The organism is Sporosarcina sp. FA15, assembly GCF_051550195.1.
GTDB lineage: Bacteria > Bacillota > Bacilli > Bacillales_A > Planococcaceae > Sporosarcina > Sporosarcina psychrophila.
Map to the genome: position 1 here is coordinate 3,678,353 of NZ_CP188818.1, position 20,192 is coordinate 3,698,544.

Consider the following 20,192-nt stretch of genomic DNA (forward strand, 5'->3'; position numbering starts at 1 on the left):
CAAATCCCTTTACAACATCCTTGCATATAGTGTACTATTTAACTAATACACCGACATGTAGAGGGGGAACGCTGATGAAGCAGTGGAATGGATTGTTGAAAAAAGAATGGGTGACGTTGAAGTGGCCGTTACTCGTTAGTGCATTGCTTGGGATTATTGTAATGTCGTTTGTTCCACATCTAATAGCCAACATTTTTGGTCTTGAAGTACATGTTTTTGAAGTGGTGCTTGTTATCTGTTTTATTTGGGCGGGTGCAAGTGTATTAGCACCGGTTATTGCATTGTTTATTATGTTGGAAAGGGAAATAAAACGTCCGGATGTGTGGTTTCATTCGACGGCGTCCATTTTTAAATTGGTTGGAGCGAAAGCATTTTTTGCATCCCTTATTGGTGCTGTGGGATTGTTAATTCCAACACTGGTTCTTGCCGTTCAACACGTATTATTCAGCTCTACAATGGCTACATTTGATGATTTGTTTTTCTTTGGAAGTATTTTTATAGTCATGATTTTTGCAGTATCGATAATATTCATGAGTATCGGGTTTTTCTTCTGGGTCATAGACCGACTTATGAAGCCATATTTAAAGGGATTTTCAATTGTTGCTACGATTATTATATTCCTTGTTGCTTCTCGGCTATATAGTTTATTTGTCCTCTCCGAACTATATGAGAAACTAATTCTAATAGGCCCTATTGATTTAATGAAAATCAAAAATCCGAAAATTAATGTGGATTTTATTTACCTCGAGCATGCTGAAACTTTTTTTTACACGGGTGAAATTGTATTCGATATTTTCTTCACGTTCATAATGTTCATCATTGCAGCTGTCCTTTTTGAGAAGAAAGTGAGGTTGTAGACCATATGAAAAAATGGAAAGGATTATTGCGAAAAGAATGGGCGCAAATGAAATGGAGACTTGTTATCTTTGTATTAATCACTAGTGTGATTCAATACTTGGGAGTAAATCGCATAGCTTATGGGTTGCCGGAAGACTTTTACGCTTCAATTCAACCGATGATTGCACTTTGTTTCATGCTCCATTTGATTATGGCGGTATCGTTACTTTTCGATAGCCTTGGAAAGGAAATGGGGCATCTAGACATTTGGCTTCATTCCCCGACATCAATACGGCAGCTTGTTTACGCAAAGTTCTCACTGATTGTCCTAACTGTCGGCTGTTCGCTTTTGTTGTGCGGGACGATTGGAGCTATCTCCAATTACGCACGCGATGGGGCGGTTCCTCTTGTAGATGATCTGTTTTTATATCTTAGTGTGGGTGTTGTCATTTTGTTGAACGCTATTTATGTAATGGCAATCGTTTTTTTCTTCTGGTCGACATACCAAGTGTTTCGTTCCCATATTGGCTTGTTCTCAATCATCGTGATTATTGCCTTGGTCAACATATGGATCATTGGTTGGGGATATGTCTGGTTTACGGAAATACTCCAACTAGTAATGGAAATGGGGCCAATGCACGGCCCGATTAAAACGGTAGACATCTTAATGTTTAACAATTATATTGTCCCGAGCGGATCGATTTTAACAATCGGCAGTCTTATCCTCTACGGTTTGTTGACGGCACTCTATTTCGTTGCTGGAGCAATGTTGTTTGAAAAGAAAGTGAGGTTGTAATGATGGGCATAGATTTTCTTCCAGACAAACCAATTTATCAGCAGCTCATCGACCTGATTACGGGCGATATTATTCGTGGAACGCTGAATCCTGGGGAGAAATTGCCATCCGTTCGTGATTATGCTGTTGAAGCCGGTGTGAATGCCAATACGATGCAACGCGTCTATAAGGAGCTGGAGCAGATGGAAATCACCGAAACGAAGAGGGGCCAGGGATCTTTTGTGACGGAAGATGAATTGAAGATCGCTATGCTTCGTAATGAAATGAAGGAACAGCTTGTGACGTCATTCATTCAAAGTGTTGAAGCACTGGGTTTTACGACGACTGAAATGCTGCAGCACCTACAAGAACGGGGTGGAAAAGATGATTGAACTGAAGAATATAACGAAAAAGTACGGCCGGAGGAAAGCACTTGAAGACCTTACGCTTTCCTTGCCGCAAGGAAAAATCATCGGCCTTGTCGGAGAGAATGGTAGTGGAAAAACGACGCTGTTGAAACTGATTTCTGGGTTAGTGACGCCGGATTCGGGAAGGGCAACGTTCAGCGGAAGTCGCATTACACGCAAAGTGGCAAGCAATATTGCTTATATGCCAGACGCGGATCTATTCTATCCGTATTTTACGGTAGGTCAGCTTATTGAGTTTTATGAATCTCAGTTCGTTGATTTTAATACGGCGAAAGCTAAAGAAATTGCGCAGTTTTTGAATTTATCTCTGGATTCGAAAATAAAAAATTTGTCAAAAGGGAACCGCGGACGTGTCAAAATTGCAGTGACTCTTGGGCGTGAAGCTGATTACTATTTGTTAGATGAACCGTTCTCCGGCCTGGATCCGATGGTGCGTGATGATATCGCGAAAGGGCTTATCCGTTTTACTGATCCGGAGCGACAAACCGTCCTTTTGTCGACGCATGAATTAAAAGAAGTGGAACCATTGCTCGATGAAATCGTAGTACTAAGAGGGGGACGAATAATCGCGCACGAAGCGGTTGACGTAATCCGCGATACGTACGGGAAAGATGCCACCTCATGGATGGTGTCACTGTTTAGGGAGGGAAGTTGACATGGAAATGAAACCGATAGTCGAATTGAAGAATTTATCGAAAACGATTGGCAAGAAAAAAATTATCGACAACTTGAGTTTGTCACTGTATCCGGGACAAATTACAGGATTCCTCGGTCCAAACGGGGCGGGGAAAACGACGACAATTCGTATGATGGTTGGACTGATGGAGGCGACGGGCGGAGATATCATCATCGACGGAAAATTACTTGCTGATGATTTTGAAGAGGGGCTTTCCAAAGTCGGCGTTATCGTTGAAAACCCGGAAATGTATAAGTTCATGTCCGGCTATAAAAACTTATTGCATTTTGCACGTATGCACGATGGCGTTACGAAGGCACGAATCGAAGAAGTTATTAACCAAGTGGGCATGCAGAACCGTATCCATGAAAAGGTCTCGACGTATTCACTTGGGATGAGGCAACGACTGGGGCTTGCGCAGGCACTTTTGCACCGTCCGAAGTTTCTGATCCTCGATGAGCCGACGAACGGACTGGATCCTGCGGGAATTCGCGAGTTCCGGACGTATCTCAAAATGATTGCAGAAGAAGAAGGTGTTTCTGTTTTTGTTTCGAGCCATATGCTGTCGGAAATTGAACTTATGTGTGACCGGATTGCGGTCATTCAGAATGGCAAACTAATTGATATTCGCGATATGACAGAGGAACAGGAATCGCATTATTATATTGAAGCATTCCCAGCGGAAACAGCGGAAAGTATGCTAAAAGCTGAAGGGTTCAATGTGGAAGCGCACAAAGGAGGATTTATCATCAATGCAGAGAAAACACAAATTCCAGGGCTCATCCAGCAGATTGCGGCACATGAGATGCAATTGTTTGCAGTTCAGCCACACCGCAAGACGCTCGAAGATCAATTCCTAGAAATGACTGGAGGTGGCCAGATTGCTGAAGCTCATACAAAATGAATGGATGAAACTATGGAGTAAAAAAGCAACTTGGATTATGACCGGTCTACTCGTTGTTGCGATTTTAGGAATGTTAGGTCTGACGAAATGGATCGACACGATGTCTAATTACGATGAACCAGATTGGAAAACATCTGTGCAAGGCGAATTGACCATTACAAAAGAGCAGCTTGGAACCACAACACTTGTGGACAGCGAACGGGAACGTCTAGAAGACAAAGAGAAAGTTCTTGAATACCGCCTTGCGAATTCAATAGAACCGCTGAACGGCAATAGTCGGGAAAGTATGATTATGAATTCAAGTGGTATCGGCTCCATCGCTGTTTTACTGACGGTTATTGTTGCTGCGGGGATTGTCGCTTCTGAATTTACGCAAGGAACGATTAAGATGTTATTATCCCGTCCTGTAAAGAGATGGAAAATATTAACGTCGAAGTATGTGACAGTCATCTTGTTCGGTATTCTACTTATGCTCATCGGGTTCATTGTATCTATACTTGGCGCATATCTCTTCTTCCAATCCGGCCAAGGGCAAGAACTTGTTTGGAATGGTAAAGAAGTTGTTGAAGTATCTGTTTGGGGGAAAGGGCTCTATATATTGCTCCTGTCATTCGGAAATGTTTTTGTGACAGCAACGTTTGCATTCATGATTGGTAGCGTCTTCCGTTCCAGCTCACTTGCAATCGGGCTATCATTATTCATCTACTTTATGGGCTCGACATTGGTTATGCTGCTGGCAAAATATGAAGTCGTGAAATACATTGTCTTTACGCATATGGATTTGACAATCTATGAAACGGACTTTCGGATTGTAGAAGGCATTACGATGTCGTTTTCACTCGCCGTTCTTGCAGTTTATATCGTGATCTTCCTCATTATCAGTTATACAACATTCATCAAACGCGATATAACCGCGTAACATGCAAAAAAAGCCCTCCGATAATGGAGGGCTTTTTTCATGTACTTATTTATGACTGCTGAATGTACGAATTAGACCTGCGATATTACCAACGAGTACGAATGCAAACAGTGCGAACATGATGTATATGAACCACATTGACTATCACTCCTTTTAGACAATAAATCCTGTTTCCATTGTACCACCACTGAGATTGACAGGCAATGTTATCTAGGGCGTAGTGTTGCCAATTGTGGCGGATTGGTTGTTGGATTAAATCTGTTCCTGCTTGGTGAGTGATTATATTATCTACCTTGACCGAGCATAAGCGTCGCCTACCGATTATATCCATGCTAAACCAATCATGTATTTAACCAATCGATCATATCTGACTCCAACCGAGCATATCCATTGCTAGACCAATCATATATTTATCAAACCGATCATATCCTGCTCCCGCCGATCATATCTATTGCTAAACCAATCATAAATTTATCAAACCGATCATATCCTGCTCCCGCCGATCATATCCATTGCTAGACCAATCATAAATTTAGCAAATCGATCATATCCTGCTCCCGCCGAGCATATCCATTGCTAGACCAATCATAAATTTAGCCAATCAATCATATCTGGCTCTAACCGATCATATCTTTAGCAAATCGATCATATTCATTGCTAGACCAATCATAAATTTATCAAACCGATCATATCCAGCTCCCGCCGATCATATCTATTGCTAGACCAATCATATATTTAGCCAATCAATCATATCTGGCTCTAACCGATCATATCTATTGCTAGACTAATCATATATTTAGCCAATCGATCATATCCATTGCTAAACCAATCATATATTTAGCCAATCAATCATATCCGACTCCAACCGAGCATATCCGTTGCTAGACCAATCATATATTTATCAAACCGATCATATCCAGCTCCCGCCGATCATATCTATTGCTAGACCAATCATAAATTTATCAAATCGATCATATCCGGCTCCAACCGAGCATATCCATCTGCCAACCGATCATAAATAACCTCAAACCGATCAAATGCCTGACAATCTGTTGTTTGGAGGAAGATTTTTTGGCTTTTGATAATTGGAATCGTAGAACACTATCTCTCACTATAATCAAAAAAGGACAATCCCAACGTCGGGGTTGTCCTTTTTCAAAATAAATCTTAAAGTGTTTTTCCTTCTTTCAGCAAGTCGCGGATTTCTATGAGTAGCGCTTCTTTAGGGTCCACTTCAGGTACTGCTTCTTCAACTAGAGGTTCTTCCTTACGTTTAAACTTCGCCATCAGACGAATTACCATAAAAATTACAAATGCGACGATGAGAAAATCGAAAATCGATTGGAGGAAAACGCCGTATGTAACATCTGCTTCTCCGATTTTCTGATGCATACCTGAAAAGTCAATACCACCAGAAATTACTCCTATAAGCGGAGTGATAATATTTTCAACGAGTGAGGATACAATTTTACCGAATGCAGCACCAATTACAACCGCAATGGCGAGGTCGAATACGTTTCCTCTGAGTGCGAATTCTTTAAAGTCTTTTAGCATATTTTTCATTCCCTATCTATTCATAATTTCATAACACGGGTAAGCGGTAAAACGTTAATACCCTCTATGGAAACAGTATAAGTTAGTTCCATAGAACTTTAATATAGATAAACGAAAGTTCCCTAACACATCCTATCATATCGATTACAGATTTACAAAAAGGGATGCTGAGAATGTACCAATCCCTCTTTAACCCTCCTCGCCGTCAAGAGGAAACCAGCGATATACAGTTAAATCTACCTTTCCATCCTCATTAAATTTAATTCCTTCCATCTCGAGTAATCCCCGTTGGTCATACCCTTTGCTTTCCGCATTGGCGGGAGCTGAAATACCGCCTTGCACATTGATGATCCGATGCCAAGGTAACTCATATTTTTTACTCATTGAATGCAATACCCGCACGACTTGTCTAGCACCGCGTGGACTTCCAGCTGCAGCTGCAACTTGGCCGTACGTCATGACATGGCCAGCAGGTATACCTTGGATGATTCTGATGACACGTTCTGTGAATAAATTCATAAACAACAGCCTCCTCGCGTTATTTTCATTGTACCAAAATCCGAATGAAACTAATTCCATTAACGTACGTATAGTTACATAGAAGAGTTCGAAAATGGAAGGGATTGACTTGTATGGGCGAATTATTCGCAAAGCGCACAGGTATTGGGTTCGCGTTAAAAGTTGTCGGACTGGCTGTGATTGCATGGGGCATTATTCAGGGATTTGTATTTATCATGACGTTCGGTGGGGTATTTTCGAATGGAATCGGGATAGGCAGTTTTCTGTATCCCATTTTCACATATTCTATTTACGGGATTCTAATCATCGGTTTCGGGGAGGTTATTGATTTATTGCAAAAGATTCATGACCAGAATGACCCGAAAGCGCAGGCGTTACAGTCTATTGAAGATAACTCGGTCGCTATTGCTAACGCGTCAATCCCTTTATCTATCGCGCAGGAAATAAAAGATTATTATTCGACTAAAAATATCTGGGCCGACTCGATATCGCCTACGAAAACCAGTAATGTTTTCATTATAAAAATAAATGGACACACAGAGTACATTGAACTTGGAGGGCTTACGCCAAAAATACTTTCAGAGGAAGAAAAAACCAGGTATTTTGGATAGATTGTAGTAAAGCTTTCCTAATCGGAGTTTAATACGATTTTTATGGGGATAGCGAGTTTTATAGTAGGTATTAAAGCAATTAAATCAAAAGAAATTGGTTCCTTAAAATATATTGGAATGGGAATTATTTCGCTAATTATTATAGGCGATGCATTGCTGATTGTCATAGTTGGCGTTGGTGGTTTTGGAGCATAGTACTACCTTGTGGGGATTTCCCAGGAAATGAATTAAAAAAGGCCAGTCTCTTTAACTGACTAGTCGTGCAGCTTAAATAGACAGCTTCACGTCATTCATCGACGTGAAACGGTCTTCTTAAGTTTGTTCTGAAAATACGCGTACGCTGAAATGGCAATCGTTACCCAAAGTGCACTTACTGCGTATCCTCCAACAATATCGCTTGGATAGTGGACACCAAGGTAAATACGACTTGTGCCGATCATGATGATCATAACGGCAGTGAATAGAACAAGAACAACACGGCTCGTTGTTGTTTTTACATTACGCCAAGCGATATACGCAATAATTGCGTAAAGAGCGAATGCCATCATCGAATGACCACTCGGAAAGCTAAAGCCGTTTGCATCCATAATGCGATGAATTTCCGGTCGTTCTCGCTTGAAATAAATTTTGAGCGCGCTGTTTAACAAGACGGTTCCGGCAATCACAGCAATCAGTAGAAACGCCTGATGACGATAGCGCAGTACAAAGTATAATACGATAAATCCGATCAAGGCAATTGGAGCAACGACGTAACCTGAACCAATCCACGTAAACACTTTCATAATAGATGTCAGCCATGGTGCTTCCAGTCCTTGGACAAATCCAATAACAGCAGTATCGAAATGTACAATCGATTCATTCCCGACAGCGGCAGCGATATATCCAAAAGCTATACCGAAGAAGATGCAAAGAACAAATGCTACTAGAAGACGAAATGATAGTTCCCGCACTGAATGCACTCCTTTCAATTAACTATAATTGTATACTACTTCTAAGTGAAAACGACAAAGAATAATCAAGACGGACAAGTTGAAAAGTTTTTATAAAAGTTCAAGAAAGATGCTACACTAGAAAGAACCTATCATTTACCATAAAGGATCGATTATGACACTCATACTTTTAGTAGTTGGCTCGTACATATTGGGAAATGTGCTGACAGGCTCGATTATTAGTAATTTCTTTTTTAAGAAGAATATACGAATAGAAGGAAGCGGAAATCCTGGAGCGCGTAATGCCGGGAGGGTGCTTGGCAAAAAAGCATTCGTTGCGACATTCATCGGAGACGCATTGAAGGGGGCACTGGCTATTTTCGTTGCCAAGTGGCTTGGATTCGGAGTGGTCGTAGAACTTTGTGCGCTATTCGCTGTGACTTTGGGACATGTGTATCCACTATTCTTGAAGTTTCGTGGCGGGATGGGAGTATCCACTTTCATAGGCGGTATGCTTGCATTCAATCCACTACTGTTTGCTGTGTTTGTGGGCTTATTCTTCGTATTCTATCCGTTCCTAAAAAGCTTCACATTAGCCGGACTAACTGCTGTCCTATTGATGCCGATTTTAGTACTAGCATTTTCATATGGAATTCCTGTATTCATTGCAGCCTGCTTATTATCGCTACTTCTTTTATTTACACATCGAGCTGACTTGAAGCAGAAACTTATGCCAGAAAAGGGTTGATAGAATGAGTTTTATTTATAAAATTGCAGAAACGGCTTTGGAATTCGAACAGATTCATGAGTTGAATTACCGTACGTTTGCCGAGGAGATTCCGCAGCATGACCAAAACGAATCAAGAAAGCTTGTCGACAAATTTCATGATGAAAATACATATATAATTTGTAAGAAAGATAATCGGGTCGTCGGAATGATCGCGATACGAAGTGAACGTCCATTCTCGCTCGATGGAAAAATTGGTCCAGTTGAACATCACTTACCGTTTCAATCCAAAAACCCTGTAGAAATCAGGCTTCTTGCGATTGAACAGGACTATCGGAATGGCAGGGCATTTCTTGGCCTTACCCAGGCGTTAGTCCAATATTGCCTTAAAGCGGGCTATGATGCTGCGCTCATCTCGGGAACGGTTCGAGAACAGAAATTATATGGACAACTAGGGTTTTTACCATTTGCACAATTGACGGGGACAGCGGAAGCCGCCTTCCAGCCGATGTATTTGACGAAAGAAACATTTAAAGCGGGCATTGCGGGAAGGATTTCAAAACCACTCGTCAATTTCCTACCAGGTCCTGCAACAATTTCTGAAGACGTAAGAAAGGCCATGATGACAGAACCATTCTCACATCGCTCATCTGAATTTGAAAGTGTTTTGCAACGCGTGAAGGACAAGCTGACCGCGCTGACTGGTGCAAAGTACGTCCAACTTCTTCAAGGGACAGGTACGCTTGCGAATGACGTTGTTGCGGCTCAGTTAAGTATGCACAGTGGTAAAGGTCTTATACTTGTGAACGGGGAATTTGGCTTGAGACTCACTGATCATGCCCAGCGTTTTGGAATGGGGTTTGACACAATGGAAATCGAGTGGGGGACCCCTTTCGATGCCGATGAAATTGAAGCTGCATTATGCTCGGGTCGCTACAGTTGGTTATGGGTTGTCCATTGTGAAACGTCGACAGGTGTGCTGAACGATTTGAATTCATTCAAAAAGTTCTGTTCACAATTCGGCATTACACTCGCTGTGGATTGTGTGAGTGCGATTGGGACAACAGCAGTTGATCTCACTGGAGTTGCTTATGCAACAGGTGTCAGTGGCAAAGGACTATTAAGTTATACAGGTCTATCTTTCGTATTTCATAATGAAGAAATCGCCGCAAATGATAACTTGCCGCGCTATTTGGACTTAGGTACTTATGCAGCAGCACGAGGGATTCCGTATACCCAGTCATCCAACTTGGTATCTGCGCTCGACACGGCTTTACTGACATTTGAGCAGCCGGCAGAAGTCTTTGCGGCTATTTCAAACCGTGCACGTAAAGTTAGGAACGCCGTTGAACAGGCAGGTTTGACAATTTTGGCGTCGGAGAAATATGCTGCAGATGCAATTGTTACGATTGCTTTACCGAAAGGTTTATCCGCAATGCAGCTGGGGGATAACCTGTTTTTGAATGGTTTCAATGTTCATTACGAGAGCGCTTATTTACGCGAAAGAAATTGGCTTCAAATTTCATGTATGAACAATGTAGCGGATAAAGAGTTAAACAGAATGCTTGAACTGCTCTCTTGGTTAACATCCATAGATGAGCAAGTGTTTACGACTAACACTAACGGGAAAACATATTAAATAGAAGGAGCTGAAGATCATGAAAGAATTACGCACTGTTAATGAGTGGTATGACGTATTGGAACAATCGAAAGAGAATCCTTTGTTCGTTTTAAAACATAGTACGACATGTCCAGTTAGTGCAGCAGCCTACAATGCATTTGAGTCATCTGCAGAGGAGGTACCGAAATACTTTCTTAAAGTACAGGAAAGTCGGCCCGTTTCCAATGAAATCGAAAGTAATCTGCACGTTGAACACCAATCGCCTCAACTGTTTCTATTGAAAGATGGAGCAGCGGTTTGGCAGGCGACTCATTACTCGATTAGCGGCCCCCAGATTAAAAAAGCAGTGGAAAACTACGGAAGTTAATAATGTGGAACAGGTACTCCATTCGAGGGGTATCTGTTTTTTATTGTCTATGAAATTATACAATCTCGTCCTGTATGAGGCTTTCCAGGAGAGATTGAGCTGCATCCTTACTATTAGATAGGGTTGAACAAACGCTTGCGCTTATGTTCTTGGAAATTTCCTTATGGCGTGCTAATAAATATGGTAATATAAGAGTTATTAAAATAGTCTATTAAATCATAAGCGAAAGTAGGTTCTTTACATGCGTTTACAATATAAAACCGTGGTCATAACAGGTGGAGCAAATGGAATTGGTGCAGTCGCTGCCAAGCTTTTTGGGAAAAATGGAGCACAGATTGCTATCGTTGATTTTGATAAAAAGGCTGGAGAGGCGAAAGCGCAACAACTGCATGAATTGGGAATCGAGGCCGCTTTCTTCCAGGCGGATGTGTCCGATAGTGAAAATGTCAAAGAGATGGCCACAAAAGTGATTGAACAGTTTGGCAAAGTGGATATCCTCATTAACAATGCTGGTATTACAAAAGATGCGATGATGCTGAAGCTTGAAGTGGATGATTTTAAGCGAGTGATTGACGTGAATTTGACGGGTGTTTTTAATTGTACGCAAGCGTTCCTTCCGACAATGCTTAGCCAAGGGAAAGGGAAAATCATTAATACGTCTTCGATTGCGGGAACGGGTGGTAACATCGGTCAAACGAATTATGCCGCAGCAAAAGCGGGCGTCATTGGTATGACAAGAACGTGGGCGAAGGAATTTGGTCGACAGGGCATCAATGTAAACGCTGTCGCTCCCGGTTTCATCGAAACAGATATGATTGATACGATTCCAGAAAAGATCTTAGGGCAAATTAAGATGATGACGCCGTATACTCGACTTGGTACGCCAGAAGACGTAGCGAATGCTTATCTGTTTTTAGCTTCCGATGAATCTGATTTTATAAACGGGACCGTCCTAGAAGTAGATGGTGGTATGTTGAAATGACGGTGAAGGAAAAGAGATGGGGTGTGAAACCGAACGCTATTTTCAACCTATCCCTTTTTCTAGCTGCAGCTGCTTTGTCTCTCACCGCGGAAAAAGTGGAGATTGAAGCGCAGCATTTCTACTTCGGCCTTTTCTTATTTTGGTTATTTTCGATATTGTATAATCATTTACAAACCTGGACGAAAACAGGGAAACTTAATATTGAATATGGCATCAGTTATGGCTTGGCATTCGTTCTTTTTGCTGGTCCATATGGTGTATTTCTCTATCAGGTCGTATACAGGACGTCTGTCTATCTGCTAAGGAAAATAAAGAATGAAAAACGCTCAGATTCAGTCATTGATACACTGTACAATATCGGGGCGTTCACGTTGTCGAATGTGGCAGGGTATTATTTGTTTTATGCATTCATCCCTTATTTTACCCCGTTCCCATTTGGCTTCTGGTTGCTCATCCTTTTACTCAATGGCATAACGATGTATATATCGGATTTGACGTTATTAATTTTGCTGTACTTGGAAAAAAGTATTCAAACCCGTCAAGCTGCATGGGCGTTCCTAAAGGATCGGAGTATACTTGATCTTTGGAAAACGGGTTTTACAAATGCCCTGCTATTCGTTTTTCTGATAGAAGGACGATGGGAATCACTCATCGCACTGTTCATGCTGAATTACATCGTCAGTCGTTCGTTTGTATTGAAGTCGCAAAATATGCAAGACAAATTGGAGCGCAACCAATTTGAAGAAATGGCATACACAGATTTTCTGACAGGGGCTAGAAATCGGGCGTTTATGGATAAACAAATGGGACAGCCTAAATTGTACGATGCACCATTCGGGGTAGTCGTATGTGATATCGATCAGTTCAAAAAGGTGAATGATACGTTTAACCACGCGGTCGGTGATACTGTAATCATCCATTTTGCAAAGCTGCTGCAGAATCATCTAGAAAAAGATGATTGCCTGTTTCGGACGGGTGGTGAAGAATTCACGCTCTTTATACGCAATCGTAACTATGACGGGGTAAAGGAACTTGTTGAAAGTTTGCGTCTGGATGTGGAAAGAAGTTTTGTAGAAGCTGAGTTCAAAGGCGAGCTACAACATATCTCATATACTGCTTCGTTCGGCCTTTTCTACAAGCGTTTTACAGATCATACAAGCATCGAAAAGGGCCATACATATGCAGATGACTTATTGTTCGATTCAAAACGGACAGGACGTAATCGTGTGACTGCTGAAGATGGTAGTTAAATAAGGACAATGTAAGAAGGGCTTAACCCGGAAATCTGAGTTAAGCCCTTTTTGTATCGAAAATCTATCCTTGTGAATTAATTCACAATAAGTGACACCTGTCATATCGAAAATCATGACAGTTATGTCTTCTGTGAAGTCCGAAAGTTCTTTATCATTAGATTCAAGATAGCGAATCAGAAAAAGAACATAAGATTGAAGGAGGATAATACAACATGTCTAAAGAAAAAACAAAACAGCTACACAAAGACGTTGCCCCTTTTGCTAAGTCAGATAAAAAGAAAAGTATAATGCAGCTTATCAATACTGTTATACCGTTTATAGTCCTATGGTTCTTGGCGTACCAAAGTTTGTCGGTGTCAATTTGGTTAACGCTTGGACTTTGTGTTATTGCAGCAGGATTTGTCATTCGGACATTCATCATCTTCCATGATTGCACGCACGGTTCATTCTTTAAAAACAAAAAAACAAATGATATTGTCGGTACCATTACTGGTGTTCTTACACTGTTTGCCTATGAAAAATGGAAACGTGAACACTCGATTCACCATGCAACAAGCTCGAATCTCGACAAGCGCGGTACAGGTGACATTTGGGTCATGACGGTTGAAGAGTACGTTGAAGCATCAAAATGGCAGCGTTTTGCTTACCGTTTATACCGTAACCCAATCGTTATGTTTGGTTTCGGACCGCTTTTCCTTGTACTTATCTCAAGTCGTTTCAACCGTAAAGATGCACGCAAGAAAGAGCGTAACAATACGTATTTGACGAACGCAATACTTGTTGCCCTTTACACAGGTATGATTTTACTTATCGGCTGGCAGGCATTCGTTCTTATACAAGGAACAACCATGTTCGTTGCAGGAGCACTAGGTATCTGGTTATTCTACATTCAACATACATTTGAAGACTCGTATTTTGAAGAGGAATCTGAGTGGGATTATGTGAAAGCTGCTATTGATGGCAGTTCATACTACAAGTTACCGCGTGTGTTGCAGTGGGCGACAGGAAACATCGGTTTCCATCATGTCCATCACTTGTCACCACGTGTTCCGAATTACAACTTGGAAATAGCACATGAATCGACACCACCTCTTCACCAAGCAACAACGATTACGATTAAAGAAAGTTTGTCGTCAATCCGTTACCGTTTATATGATCCCGAGAAAAAAAGGTTTATCGCGTTTAAAGACGTGAAGCATATGCTGAAATCAGCAAGTTCTTCAATCGATTTGAAACCGAAACGCACAAGTTTCGACGCAGAATAATACTTAAAACAGCCATCTCTTCAGAGGATGGCTGTTTTTTTTGTCTCACTATTTGGTACAATGGAAAGTATAGACAGGACGGTGAAACAAAGATATGCAAAGTTGGTATAGTATTTTCCCGAAAAACCCTTGGCTTAGTATTTATGCGTGGGCAGTATTTTGTTTTCTGCCATTCTTTTTCATATTCAGATCATCGTCGCCCATTGAAATTTCCATTGGAATTTCATTGTTATTCTTATTTTTCCTGTCGTATCGATTTTCATTCAAATCGAAAAGTGGACTTGTTTATATGTGGATCAGTTTTGAAATTGTGATTAACGTCGTTATGACACTGTTATTCGGCTATGTGTATTTATCCATATTCACTGCGTTTTTCATAGGTAATATTCGCAATCAAGTTGGATTCTTCATTATATACGGGCTACATATTGCCATTACAATCATTGCGATTGTCGCAGGTTTTTTCATCGAACTCGAGTTATTTCTTCCGCAAGTTCATTTCATCCTCATCTCGGTGATTGGTATCGTATTATTGCCATTCAATTTATACAACCGAAATAAGCGTGAAAACTTGGTAGGTCAATTGGAACATGCCAACGAACGGATTTCGGAGTTAATTATAGTGGAGGAGCGGGAACGGATTTCTCGTGATTTACATGATACACTTGGCCAAAAGCTATCATTGATTGGCTTAAAGAGTGATTTAGCTGGCAAGCTAGTGTCTCGTGATCCTAGAGCTGCCGAAAGAGAGTTACAGGATATAAGACAGACAGCCAGCACAGCGCTGAAGGAAGTTCGGGAGTTAGTGGCGGGCATGCGGGCAACGAAATTGGAAGATGAAGTGATTCGCATTAAGCAGATGTTGAAGGCAGCTGAAATGGAGTACACCATTAAGGGGAATCCATCGTTCACCAACATCCCGGCCATCGTGGAAAGCGTGCTAAGTATGTGCTTGAAAGAAGCAGTGACAAACGTTGTGAAGCATAGTTATGGCAAAACTTGCTGCGTGTCGTTTGAACAATTGCCGAATGAATTTGTCATCAATGTGGTAGACGACGGAATCGGCATTACTAGGGGCGGAGAAACGTCACCTGGCAATGGTTTGACTGGCATGCGCGAGCGACTTGAATTTGTTAATGGAAGCCTTCGAGTCGAGGGTGGCGAAGGAACAAAATTATCGATTCGTGTTCCTGCGGTCATACAACATATTATGGAGAGTGATTGATGTGATACGTATTGTCATAGCGGAAGACCAAGGGATGATGCTTGGAGCACTTGGATCATTATTGAATATGGAAGATGATATGGAAGTCGTCGGAAAAGCAAAAAATGGGGAAGAAGCGGTTACGCTGGTGAAAGAACATCAGCCGGATGTCTGCATCATGGACATTGAAATGCCGGTGATGACGGGGCTTGACGCAGCAGAAGCGCTGCATGATGAACCTTGTAAGATCATTATCCTGACGACATTTGCCAGAACAGGTTACTTCGAACGTGCGAGGAAAGCAGGCGTACGTGGTTATTTATTGAAAGACAGTCCGATTGAAGAGCTTGTCAGTTCAATCCGAACGATAATGGACGGCAGACGGATTTACGCACCAGAACTCGTTGACATTGCCTACGGGGACGGGGATGAGACGGTAAATCCGCTGACGGAGCGTGAAAGCCAAGTGCTCGGACTTATTGCTGAAGGGAAGACCACGAAAGAAATCGCTGGCGAGTTGTATTTGACGCCTGGTACAGTGCGAAATTACATCTCCACGATTTTAGATAAGCTCGGCGTTGGGAACCGGATTGAAGCGATATCCCGGTTTAAGGAGAAGGGCTGGTTTAAGTGAATTGAGTATATAAGAAGACGGTAAGCCGACAGTGATGTCGGTTTTTTGTCGTCTGGGGTTGGTGTAGTGGGGTTGAAGTATGTATACCGAGCATAAATTCGTCGAACCGATCATATCTCGCTGGCAATCGAGCATAAACTCGTTGAACCGATCATATCTCGCCTGCAATCGAGCATAAATTCGTCGAACCGATCATATCCCGCTGGCAATCGAGCATAAAACCGTTGACCCGATCATATCTCGCGGGCAACCGAGCATAAAACCGTTGACCCGATCATATCTCGCCGGCCCCCGAGCATATACCCGTTGACCCGATCATATCCGCAGGCAATCGAGCATATCCGCGCCGCCCCGATCATATCTAGCCGACACCCAAGCATAAAACCACTGACCCGATCATATCTTGCCTGCACCCAAGCATAAAACCGTCAACTTGATCATACCCGCTGGCCCCCAAGCATATAACCGTCAACCCAAGCATATCCCACCCCAAACCAAGCATAACCCCACCCTTACCCCAGTAATAAACCTCGTTACGAGCACACCCCAAATATGTTACACTTTTACTAAAGACGGAAAGTTCACGCAAGGGGGAACCGAACATGTTTGGTATCGATTACGCAAGAAAACTCGACGGAAAAGACAATCTCGCAAAATATAAAGACGAGTTTTATCTACTCGAAAACACCATCTATATGGATGGTAATTCACTAGGATTACTGTCAAAGCGAGCGGAGCGAACGCTGCATAATTTACTCGATTCATGGAAAACACTGGGCATCGACGGCTGGACAGAAGGTGATAATCCGTGGTTTTACCTATCTGAGTCGGTCGGCGAAAAGATGGCGCCACTTGTTGGGGGAACAAAAAGTGAGGTCATTGCAACGGGCTCGACAACGACGAACTTGCATCAGCTTGCCGCAACATTCTACAACCCATCAGGGACTAAAACAAAGATTCTCGCCGATGAACTCAATTTCCCTTCGGACATTTATGCGCTAAAAAGCCAGTTAGCACTGAAAGGTTTTAATCCAGATGAACATCTTGTCCAGGTGAAAAGCAGGGATGGTCGATTTTTAAATGAAGACGATATCATCGAAGCGATGACAGAAGACATCGCACTCATCGTTTTGCCAGCTGTTTTATACAGGAGTGGGCAAATCCTCGATATGGAGAAACTTTCGAAAGCTGCGAATGAAAAAAGTATCCCGATTGGCTTTGATTTATGTCATTCGATTGGTGCAGTTGAACACGCCTTGCATGATTGGGGCGCGGATTTCGCTTTCTGGTGTACATATAAGCATTTGAACGGGGGGCCAGGGTCCGTCGCAGGACTGTTCGTCCATGACAAGCATTTCGGCACAACGCCAGGTTTGGCAGGGTGGTTCGGTTCGAAAAAGGAATCGCAATTCGATATGGATCATACAATGGATCCGGCACTGGACGTCGCTGCCTATCAAATTGGGACGCCTCACGTACTCAGTTTAGCGCCGGTCATTGGTACGCTGGAATTGTTTGAAGAAGTAGGCATTAAAAAAGTCCGTGAAAAGTCACTTCAGCTGACGGACTATATGCTGGCGTTAATTCAACAGGAACTGTCTGACCACGACTTCACAATTGGCAACCCAGTAGACGCCTCACGTGGGGGCCATATCTTGCTTGAACATGTCGAGGCTGCACGTATTTGTAAAGCGTTGAAAGAAGATGGCGTCATCCCGGACTTCCGTGCGCCAAATGGTGTTCGACTTGCGCCGGTTGCGTTATACAATTCCTTCGAAGACGTCTGGCATACTGTGCAGAAACTAAAACGGATTATGGATGAAAAACGCTATGAAAAATTTGAGAATAAAAGAGGTGTCGTCGCATGACGGGGAAATGGATTGATATTTCACAACCGCTGCAAAATAATATTGCCGAATGGCCTGGTGACACACCATTTTCATATGAAGTTGCCTACTCTAAAGCAGAAACAGGTTCAGTCAATATTGGTAAGTTAACGACAAGTACGCATATGGGGACGCATATCGACGCACCGTTTCACTTCGATGATAACGGATTAAAAGTGCTCGATTTATCAATTGATTTATACATCGGACGGGCGCGTGTACTCGATGTTTCAGGAAAAGAGAGTATTGGAAGGGCTGATCTAGAGGACCTTGATTTCGGTGGAGCAGAACGGATTTTATTGAAAACTGGGAGCCGTCCTGATCCGAATGTATTTCCGGAAAATTTTACGTATTTGCGTGAGGATATCGGTCCTTTATTGAAAGAGAGAGGGGTTCGGCTCATCGGTATTGACGCGCCATCTGTTGACCCTGAAACAAGCAAAACAGTCAGTACCCATCATTCCCTCAATGAAAACGGCGTGATGATTTTAGAAAACATCGTCCTCAGCGCAGTGGAACCGGGCGATTATGAACTGATTGCATTACCGCTTCCGCTAAAAGACGGCGATGGTAGCCCAGTTCGTGCCGTATTGCGATCAATGGCAGGGGGGCATATCAATCATGACTGAAAAAGGAATTCACACGGATTTTAAAGATAATATGACCTACAGCGAGTATTTGAATCTCGATAAATTGCTGTCGAGCCAGCAACGTTTGTCCGGCCATCATGATGAGATGCTGTTTATCGTCATTCATCAAGTGAGTGAGTTATGGATGAAACTCATTTTGCATGAGCTCAATACAGCCATCGACTTAATCGAAAAAGATGAATTGCCGGAAGCATTCAAAATGCTGGCACGCGTGTCAAAAACACAGACGCAAATTATCCAGGCGTGGGATGTGCTGTCGACATTGACGCCTGCTGAATATATGGAGTTCCGGGACAGTTTAGGTCGTGCATCTGGCTTTCAATCCTACCAAAACAGGCTTATTGAGTTCGCACTTGGTTATAAGCAACCGCATATTTTGAAGATTTACGAGAAAGATCCCGAGCTCGCAAGTGATTTAGAGGACGCATTCCGTTCACCGGGGATTTACGATGTGGCAATACGTGCGCTGTCACGTGCCGGCTTCGCGATAAACCCAGAACTGCTCGAACGCGATTTCTCAGTTACATACAAAGGGGATACGACAGTGGCGGATGCGTGGCTAGAAGTATACCGCAACGTCGATGATCACTGGAATTTATATCAGCTGGCGGAGAAGCTTGTCGATATCGAAGACAGCCATCAGCAATGGCGCTTCCGTCATATGAAAACTGTTGAACGGATTATCGGCTTTAAAATGGGGACGGGCGGTTCGTCAGGTGTGAATTATTTGAAGTCTGTCCTTGATCATCAGTTCTTTCCGGAGTTATGGGATGTTCGGACGAAGTTATAATCAAGCAAAGAATGATGATCAAAAAAAATAGCCCTAGAAACTCCGCCAACAAATATAGTTGGCGGAGTTTTAGTATTGTATTTATAACAACTTCAAATCTAATTTTCTTGTTCACTAATTGGAGGCAAGTGTGCCAGCAATAAACCTGTCGAACTGATTGCCCGTCGACAGTAGTTCCCCTCCGCGAACCGCTGTGGTTCATTGCCACAACCTTGAAATATCCAGTAAGCGAACTATGTGCTTGAATTTATGTTTTCCTATCGATGTTTGTGAATGAAATTACCAATCATCGATAGGTGGACTCATTGTTAATTCCATTAATAAGCACCACCATTACTGAGTTGTTATAGTAGCATATTCCGGAAGGACGGGGGTTGTGTGTGCGTTCCAAATTATGGGCAGTCGCCTGCAATCAATGATAGAATTAGCGCATTGGATTTAATAATCGGGGATCATGATTACAGTAGAAATGGGGGAATAAACATGCGTTGGATACTAATTATTATCTTGGCAATTGCGGTAGAGTTATTTGTACGTTTTCTGACGAGAAATATGGAAGATAAGCAGAAGAGGGAAAAATTGCTTGCACGTATTTGGTTTGTGTTCGGTGCAATTTTAATAACAGTTTGGTTAATTAATCGTTTTTATAAGTAACCCGTGT

Annotated in this window: 23 protein-coding genes; 20 read left to right on the forward strand and 3 right to left on the reverse strand. The window is 42.3% G+C overall.

The window, feature by feature from the left end:
- Nucleotides 1-74 precede the first annotated feature (74 nt).
- The 6 genes from ACP8HG_RS17350 to ACP8HG_RS17375 are packed head-to-tail and all read left to right on the forward strand — an operon-like array spanning nucleotide 75 to nucleotide 4,539.
- Nucleotides 75-857: a hypothetical protein gene (locus tag ACP8HG_RS17350; protein ID WP_187046344.1), complete on the forward strand. Its 783-nt coding sequence runs from the start codon at nucleotides 75-77 to the stop codon at nucleotides 855-857.
- A 5-nt stretch (nucleotides 858-862) separates the two neighbouring features.
- On the forward strand, nucleotides 863-1,633 hold the full coding sequence (locus ACP8HG_RS17355) for a hypothetical protein (RefSeq protein WP_438297350.1): 771 nt from the start codon (nucleotides 863-865) through the stop codon (nucleotides 1,631-1,633).
- Nucleotides 1,634-1,635: 2 nt separating this feature from the next.
- The gene (locus ACP8HG_RS17360) at nucleotides 1,636-2,004 is read left to right on the forward strand and encodes a GntR family transcriptional regulator (protein ID WP_187047744.1); all 369 of its coding nucleotides are present in this window, start codon (nucleotides 1,636-1,638) and stop codon (nucleotides 2,002-2,004) included.
- Complete coding sequence (locus ACP8HG_RS17365) at nucleotides 1,997-2,695, forward strand: ABC transporter ATP-binding protein (protein ID WP_187046346.1); 699 nt, start codon at nucleotides 1,997-1,999, stop codon at nucleotides 2,693-2,695. The genes ACP8HG_RS17360 and ACP8HG_RS17365 overlap by 8 nt, the downstream gene beginning before the upstream one ends.
- Nucleotide 2,696: 1 nt before the next feature.
- On the forward strand, nucleotides 2,697-3,620 hold the full coding sequence (locus tag ACP8HG_RS17370; protein WP_438297353.1) for an ABC transporter ATP-binding protein: 924 nt from the start codon (nucleotides 2,697-2,699) through the stop codon (nucleotides 3,618-3,620).
- Entirely contained in the window at nucleotides 3,589-4,539 is a 951-nt protein-coding gene (locus ACP8HG_RS17375) for an ABC transporter permease (RefSeq protein ID WP_231885752.1), read from the forward strand. Before ACP8HG_RS17370 ends, ACP8HG_RS17375 begins: the two co-directional genes overlap by 32 nt.
- A gap of 1,167 nt (nucleotides 4,540-5,706) precedes the next feature.
- Here the strand turns inward: ACP8HG_RS17375 and mscL are convergent.
- A complete protein-coding gene (gene mscL / locus ACP8HG_RS17380; RefSeq protein ID WP_340741183.1) occupies nucleotides 5,707-6,093 on the reverse strand; it encodes a large conductance mechanosensitive channel protein MscL in 387 nt (128 codons plus the stop codon).
- Between the two features lie 189 nt (nucleotides 6,094-6,282).
- Entirely contained in the window at nucleotides 6,283-6,612 is a 330-nt protein-coding gene (locus tag ACP8HG_RS17385; RefSeq protein ID WP_340741184.1) for an MGMT family protein, read from the reverse strand.
- A gap of 113 nt (nucleotides 6,613-6,725) precedes the next feature.
- On the opposite strand from ACP8HG_RS17385, the gene ACP8HG_RS17390 reads away from it, so the two are divergent.
- Both ACP8HG_RS17390 and ACP8HG_RS17395 read left to right on the forward strand, forming a co-directional pair.
- The gene (locus ACP8HG_RS17390; RefSeq protein WP_438297356.1) at nucleotides 6,726-7,223 is read left to right on the forward strand and encodes a hypothetical protein; all 498 of its coding nucleotides are present in this window, start codon (nucleotides 6,726-6,728) and stop codon (nucleotides 7,221-7,223) included.
- Between the two features lie 42 nt (nucleotides 7,224-7,265).
- The gene (locus ACP8HG_RS17395) at nucleotides 7,266-7,418 is read left to right on the forward strand and encodes a hypothetical protein (protein WP_438297358.1); all 153 of its coding nucleotides are present in this window, start codon (nucleotides 7,266-7,268) and stop codon (nucleotides 7,416-7,418) included.
- A 95-nt stretch (nucleotides 7,419-7,513) separates the two neighbouring features.
- Here ACP8HG_RS17395 and ACP8HG_RS17400 read toward each other — a convergent pair whose 3' ends face one another.
- The gene (locus ACP8HG_RS17400; protein WP_187046351.1) at nucleotides 7,514-8,173 is read right to left on the reverse strand and encodes a phosphatase PAP2 family protein; all 660 of its coding nucleotides are present in this window, start codon (nucleotides 8,171-8,173) and stop codon (nucleotides 7,514-7,516) included.
- A gap of 154 nt (nucleotides 8,174-8,327) precedes the next feature.
- Here ACP8HG_RS17400 and ACP8HG_RS17405 point away from each other — a divergent pair, with 154 nt between their 5' ends.
- The 12 genes from ACP8HG_RS17405 to ACP8HG_RS17460 all read left to right on the forward strand — a co-directional run bounded on the left by ACP8HG_RS17405 (nucleotide 8,328) and on the right by ACP8HG_RS17460 (nucleotide 20,185).
- Nucleotides 8,328-8,900 (forward strand): glycerol-3-phosphate acyltransferase, encoded by a 573-nt coding sequence (locus ACP8HG_RS17405; protein ID WP_399630078.1) that lies wholly within the window; start codon nucleotides 8,328-8,330, stop codon nucleotides 8,898-8,900.
- A 4-nt stretch (nucleotides 8,901-8,904) separates the two neighbouring features.
- Nucleotides 8,905-10,518, forward strand: coding sequence for an aminotransferase class V-fold PLP-dependent enzyme (locus ACP8HG_RS17410; RefSeq protein ID WP_438297360.1), 1,614 nt, complete (start codon nucleotides 8,905-8,907; stop codon nucleotides 10,516-10,518).
- A 19-nt stretch (nucleotides 10,519-10,537) separates the two neighbouring features.
- Nucleotides 10,538-10,867 (forward strand): bacillithiol system redox-active protein YtxJ, encoded by a 330-nt coding sequence (gene ytxJ / locus ACP8HG_RS17415; protein ID WP_187046354.1) that lies wholly within the window; start codon nucleotides 10,538-10,540, stop codon nucleotides 10,865-10,867.
- 241 nt (nucleotides 10,868-11,108) lie between these two features.
- A complete protein-coding gene (fabG, locus tag ACP8HG_RS17420; protein ID WP_187046355.1) occupies nucleotides 11,109-11,849 on the forward strand; it encodes a 3-oxoacyl-ACP reductase FabG in 741 nt (246 codons plus the stop codon).
- The gene (locus ACP8HG_RS17425; protein WP_354313410.1) at nucleotides 11,846-13,099 is read left to right on the forward strand and encodes a GGDEF domain-containing protein; all 1,254 of its coding nucleotides are present in this window, start codon (nucleotides 11,846-11,848) and stop codon (nucleotides 13,097-13,099) included. The genes fabG and ACP8HG_RS17425 overlap by 4 nt, the downstream gene beginning before the upstream one ends.
- Nucleotides 13,100-13,314: 215 nt before the next feature.
- Entirely contained in the window at nucleotides 13,315-14,367 is a 1,053-nt protein-coding gene (locus tag ACP8HG_RS17430) for a fatty acid desaturase (RefSeq protein ID WP_187046356.1), read from the forward strand.
- Between the two features lie 94 nt (nucleotides 14,368-14,461).
- Nucleotides 14,462-15,592 (forward strand): sensor histidine kinase, encoded by a 1,131-nt coding sequence (locus ACP8HG_RS17435; protein WP_438297363.1) that lies wholly within the window; start codon nucleotides 14,462-14,464, stop codon nucleotides 15,590-15,592.
- A 1-nt stretch (nucleotide 15,593) separates the two neighbouring features.
- The gene (locus ACP8HG_RS17440; RefSeq protein WP_438297365.1) at nucleotides 15,594-16,205 is read left to right on the forward strand and encodes a response regulator; all 612 of its coding nucleotides are present in this window, start codon (nucleotides 15,594-15,596) and stop codon (nucleotides 16,203-16,205) included.
- A gap of 602 nt (nucleotides 16,206-16,807) precedes the next feature.
- A complete protein-coding gene (gene kynU, locus ACP8HG_RS17445; RefSeq protein WP_438297367.1) occupies nucleotides 16,808-18,073 on the forward strand; it encodes a kynureninase in 1,266 nt (421 codons plus the stop codon).
- Nucleotides 18,070-18,720, forward strand: a complete 651-nt coding sequence (kynB, locus tag ACP8HG_RS17450) for an arylformamidase (protein ID WP_438297369.1) — start codon at nucleotides 18,070-18,072, stop codon at nucleotides 18,718-18,720. The genes kynU and kynB overlap by 4 nt, the downstream gene beginning before the upstream one ends.
- On the forward strand, nucleotides 18,713-19,531 hold the full coding sequence (gene kynA, locus ACP8HG_RS17455; protein ID WP_438297371.1) for a tryptophan 2,3-dioxygenase: 819 nt from the start codon (nucleotides 18,713-18,715) through the stop codon (nucleotides 19,529-19,531). The genes kynB and kynA overlap by 8 nt, the downstream gene beginning before the upstream one ends.
- Nucleotides 19,532-20,014: 483 nt before the next feature.
- The gene (locus ACP8HG_RS17460) at nucleotides 20,015-20,185 is read left to right on the forward strand and encodes a hypothetical protein (protein WP_438297373.1); all 171 of its coding nucleotides are present in this window, start codon (nucleotides 20,015-20,017) and stop codon (nucleotides 20,183-20,185) included.
- Nucleotides 20,186-20,192: the final 7 nt, after the last annotated feature.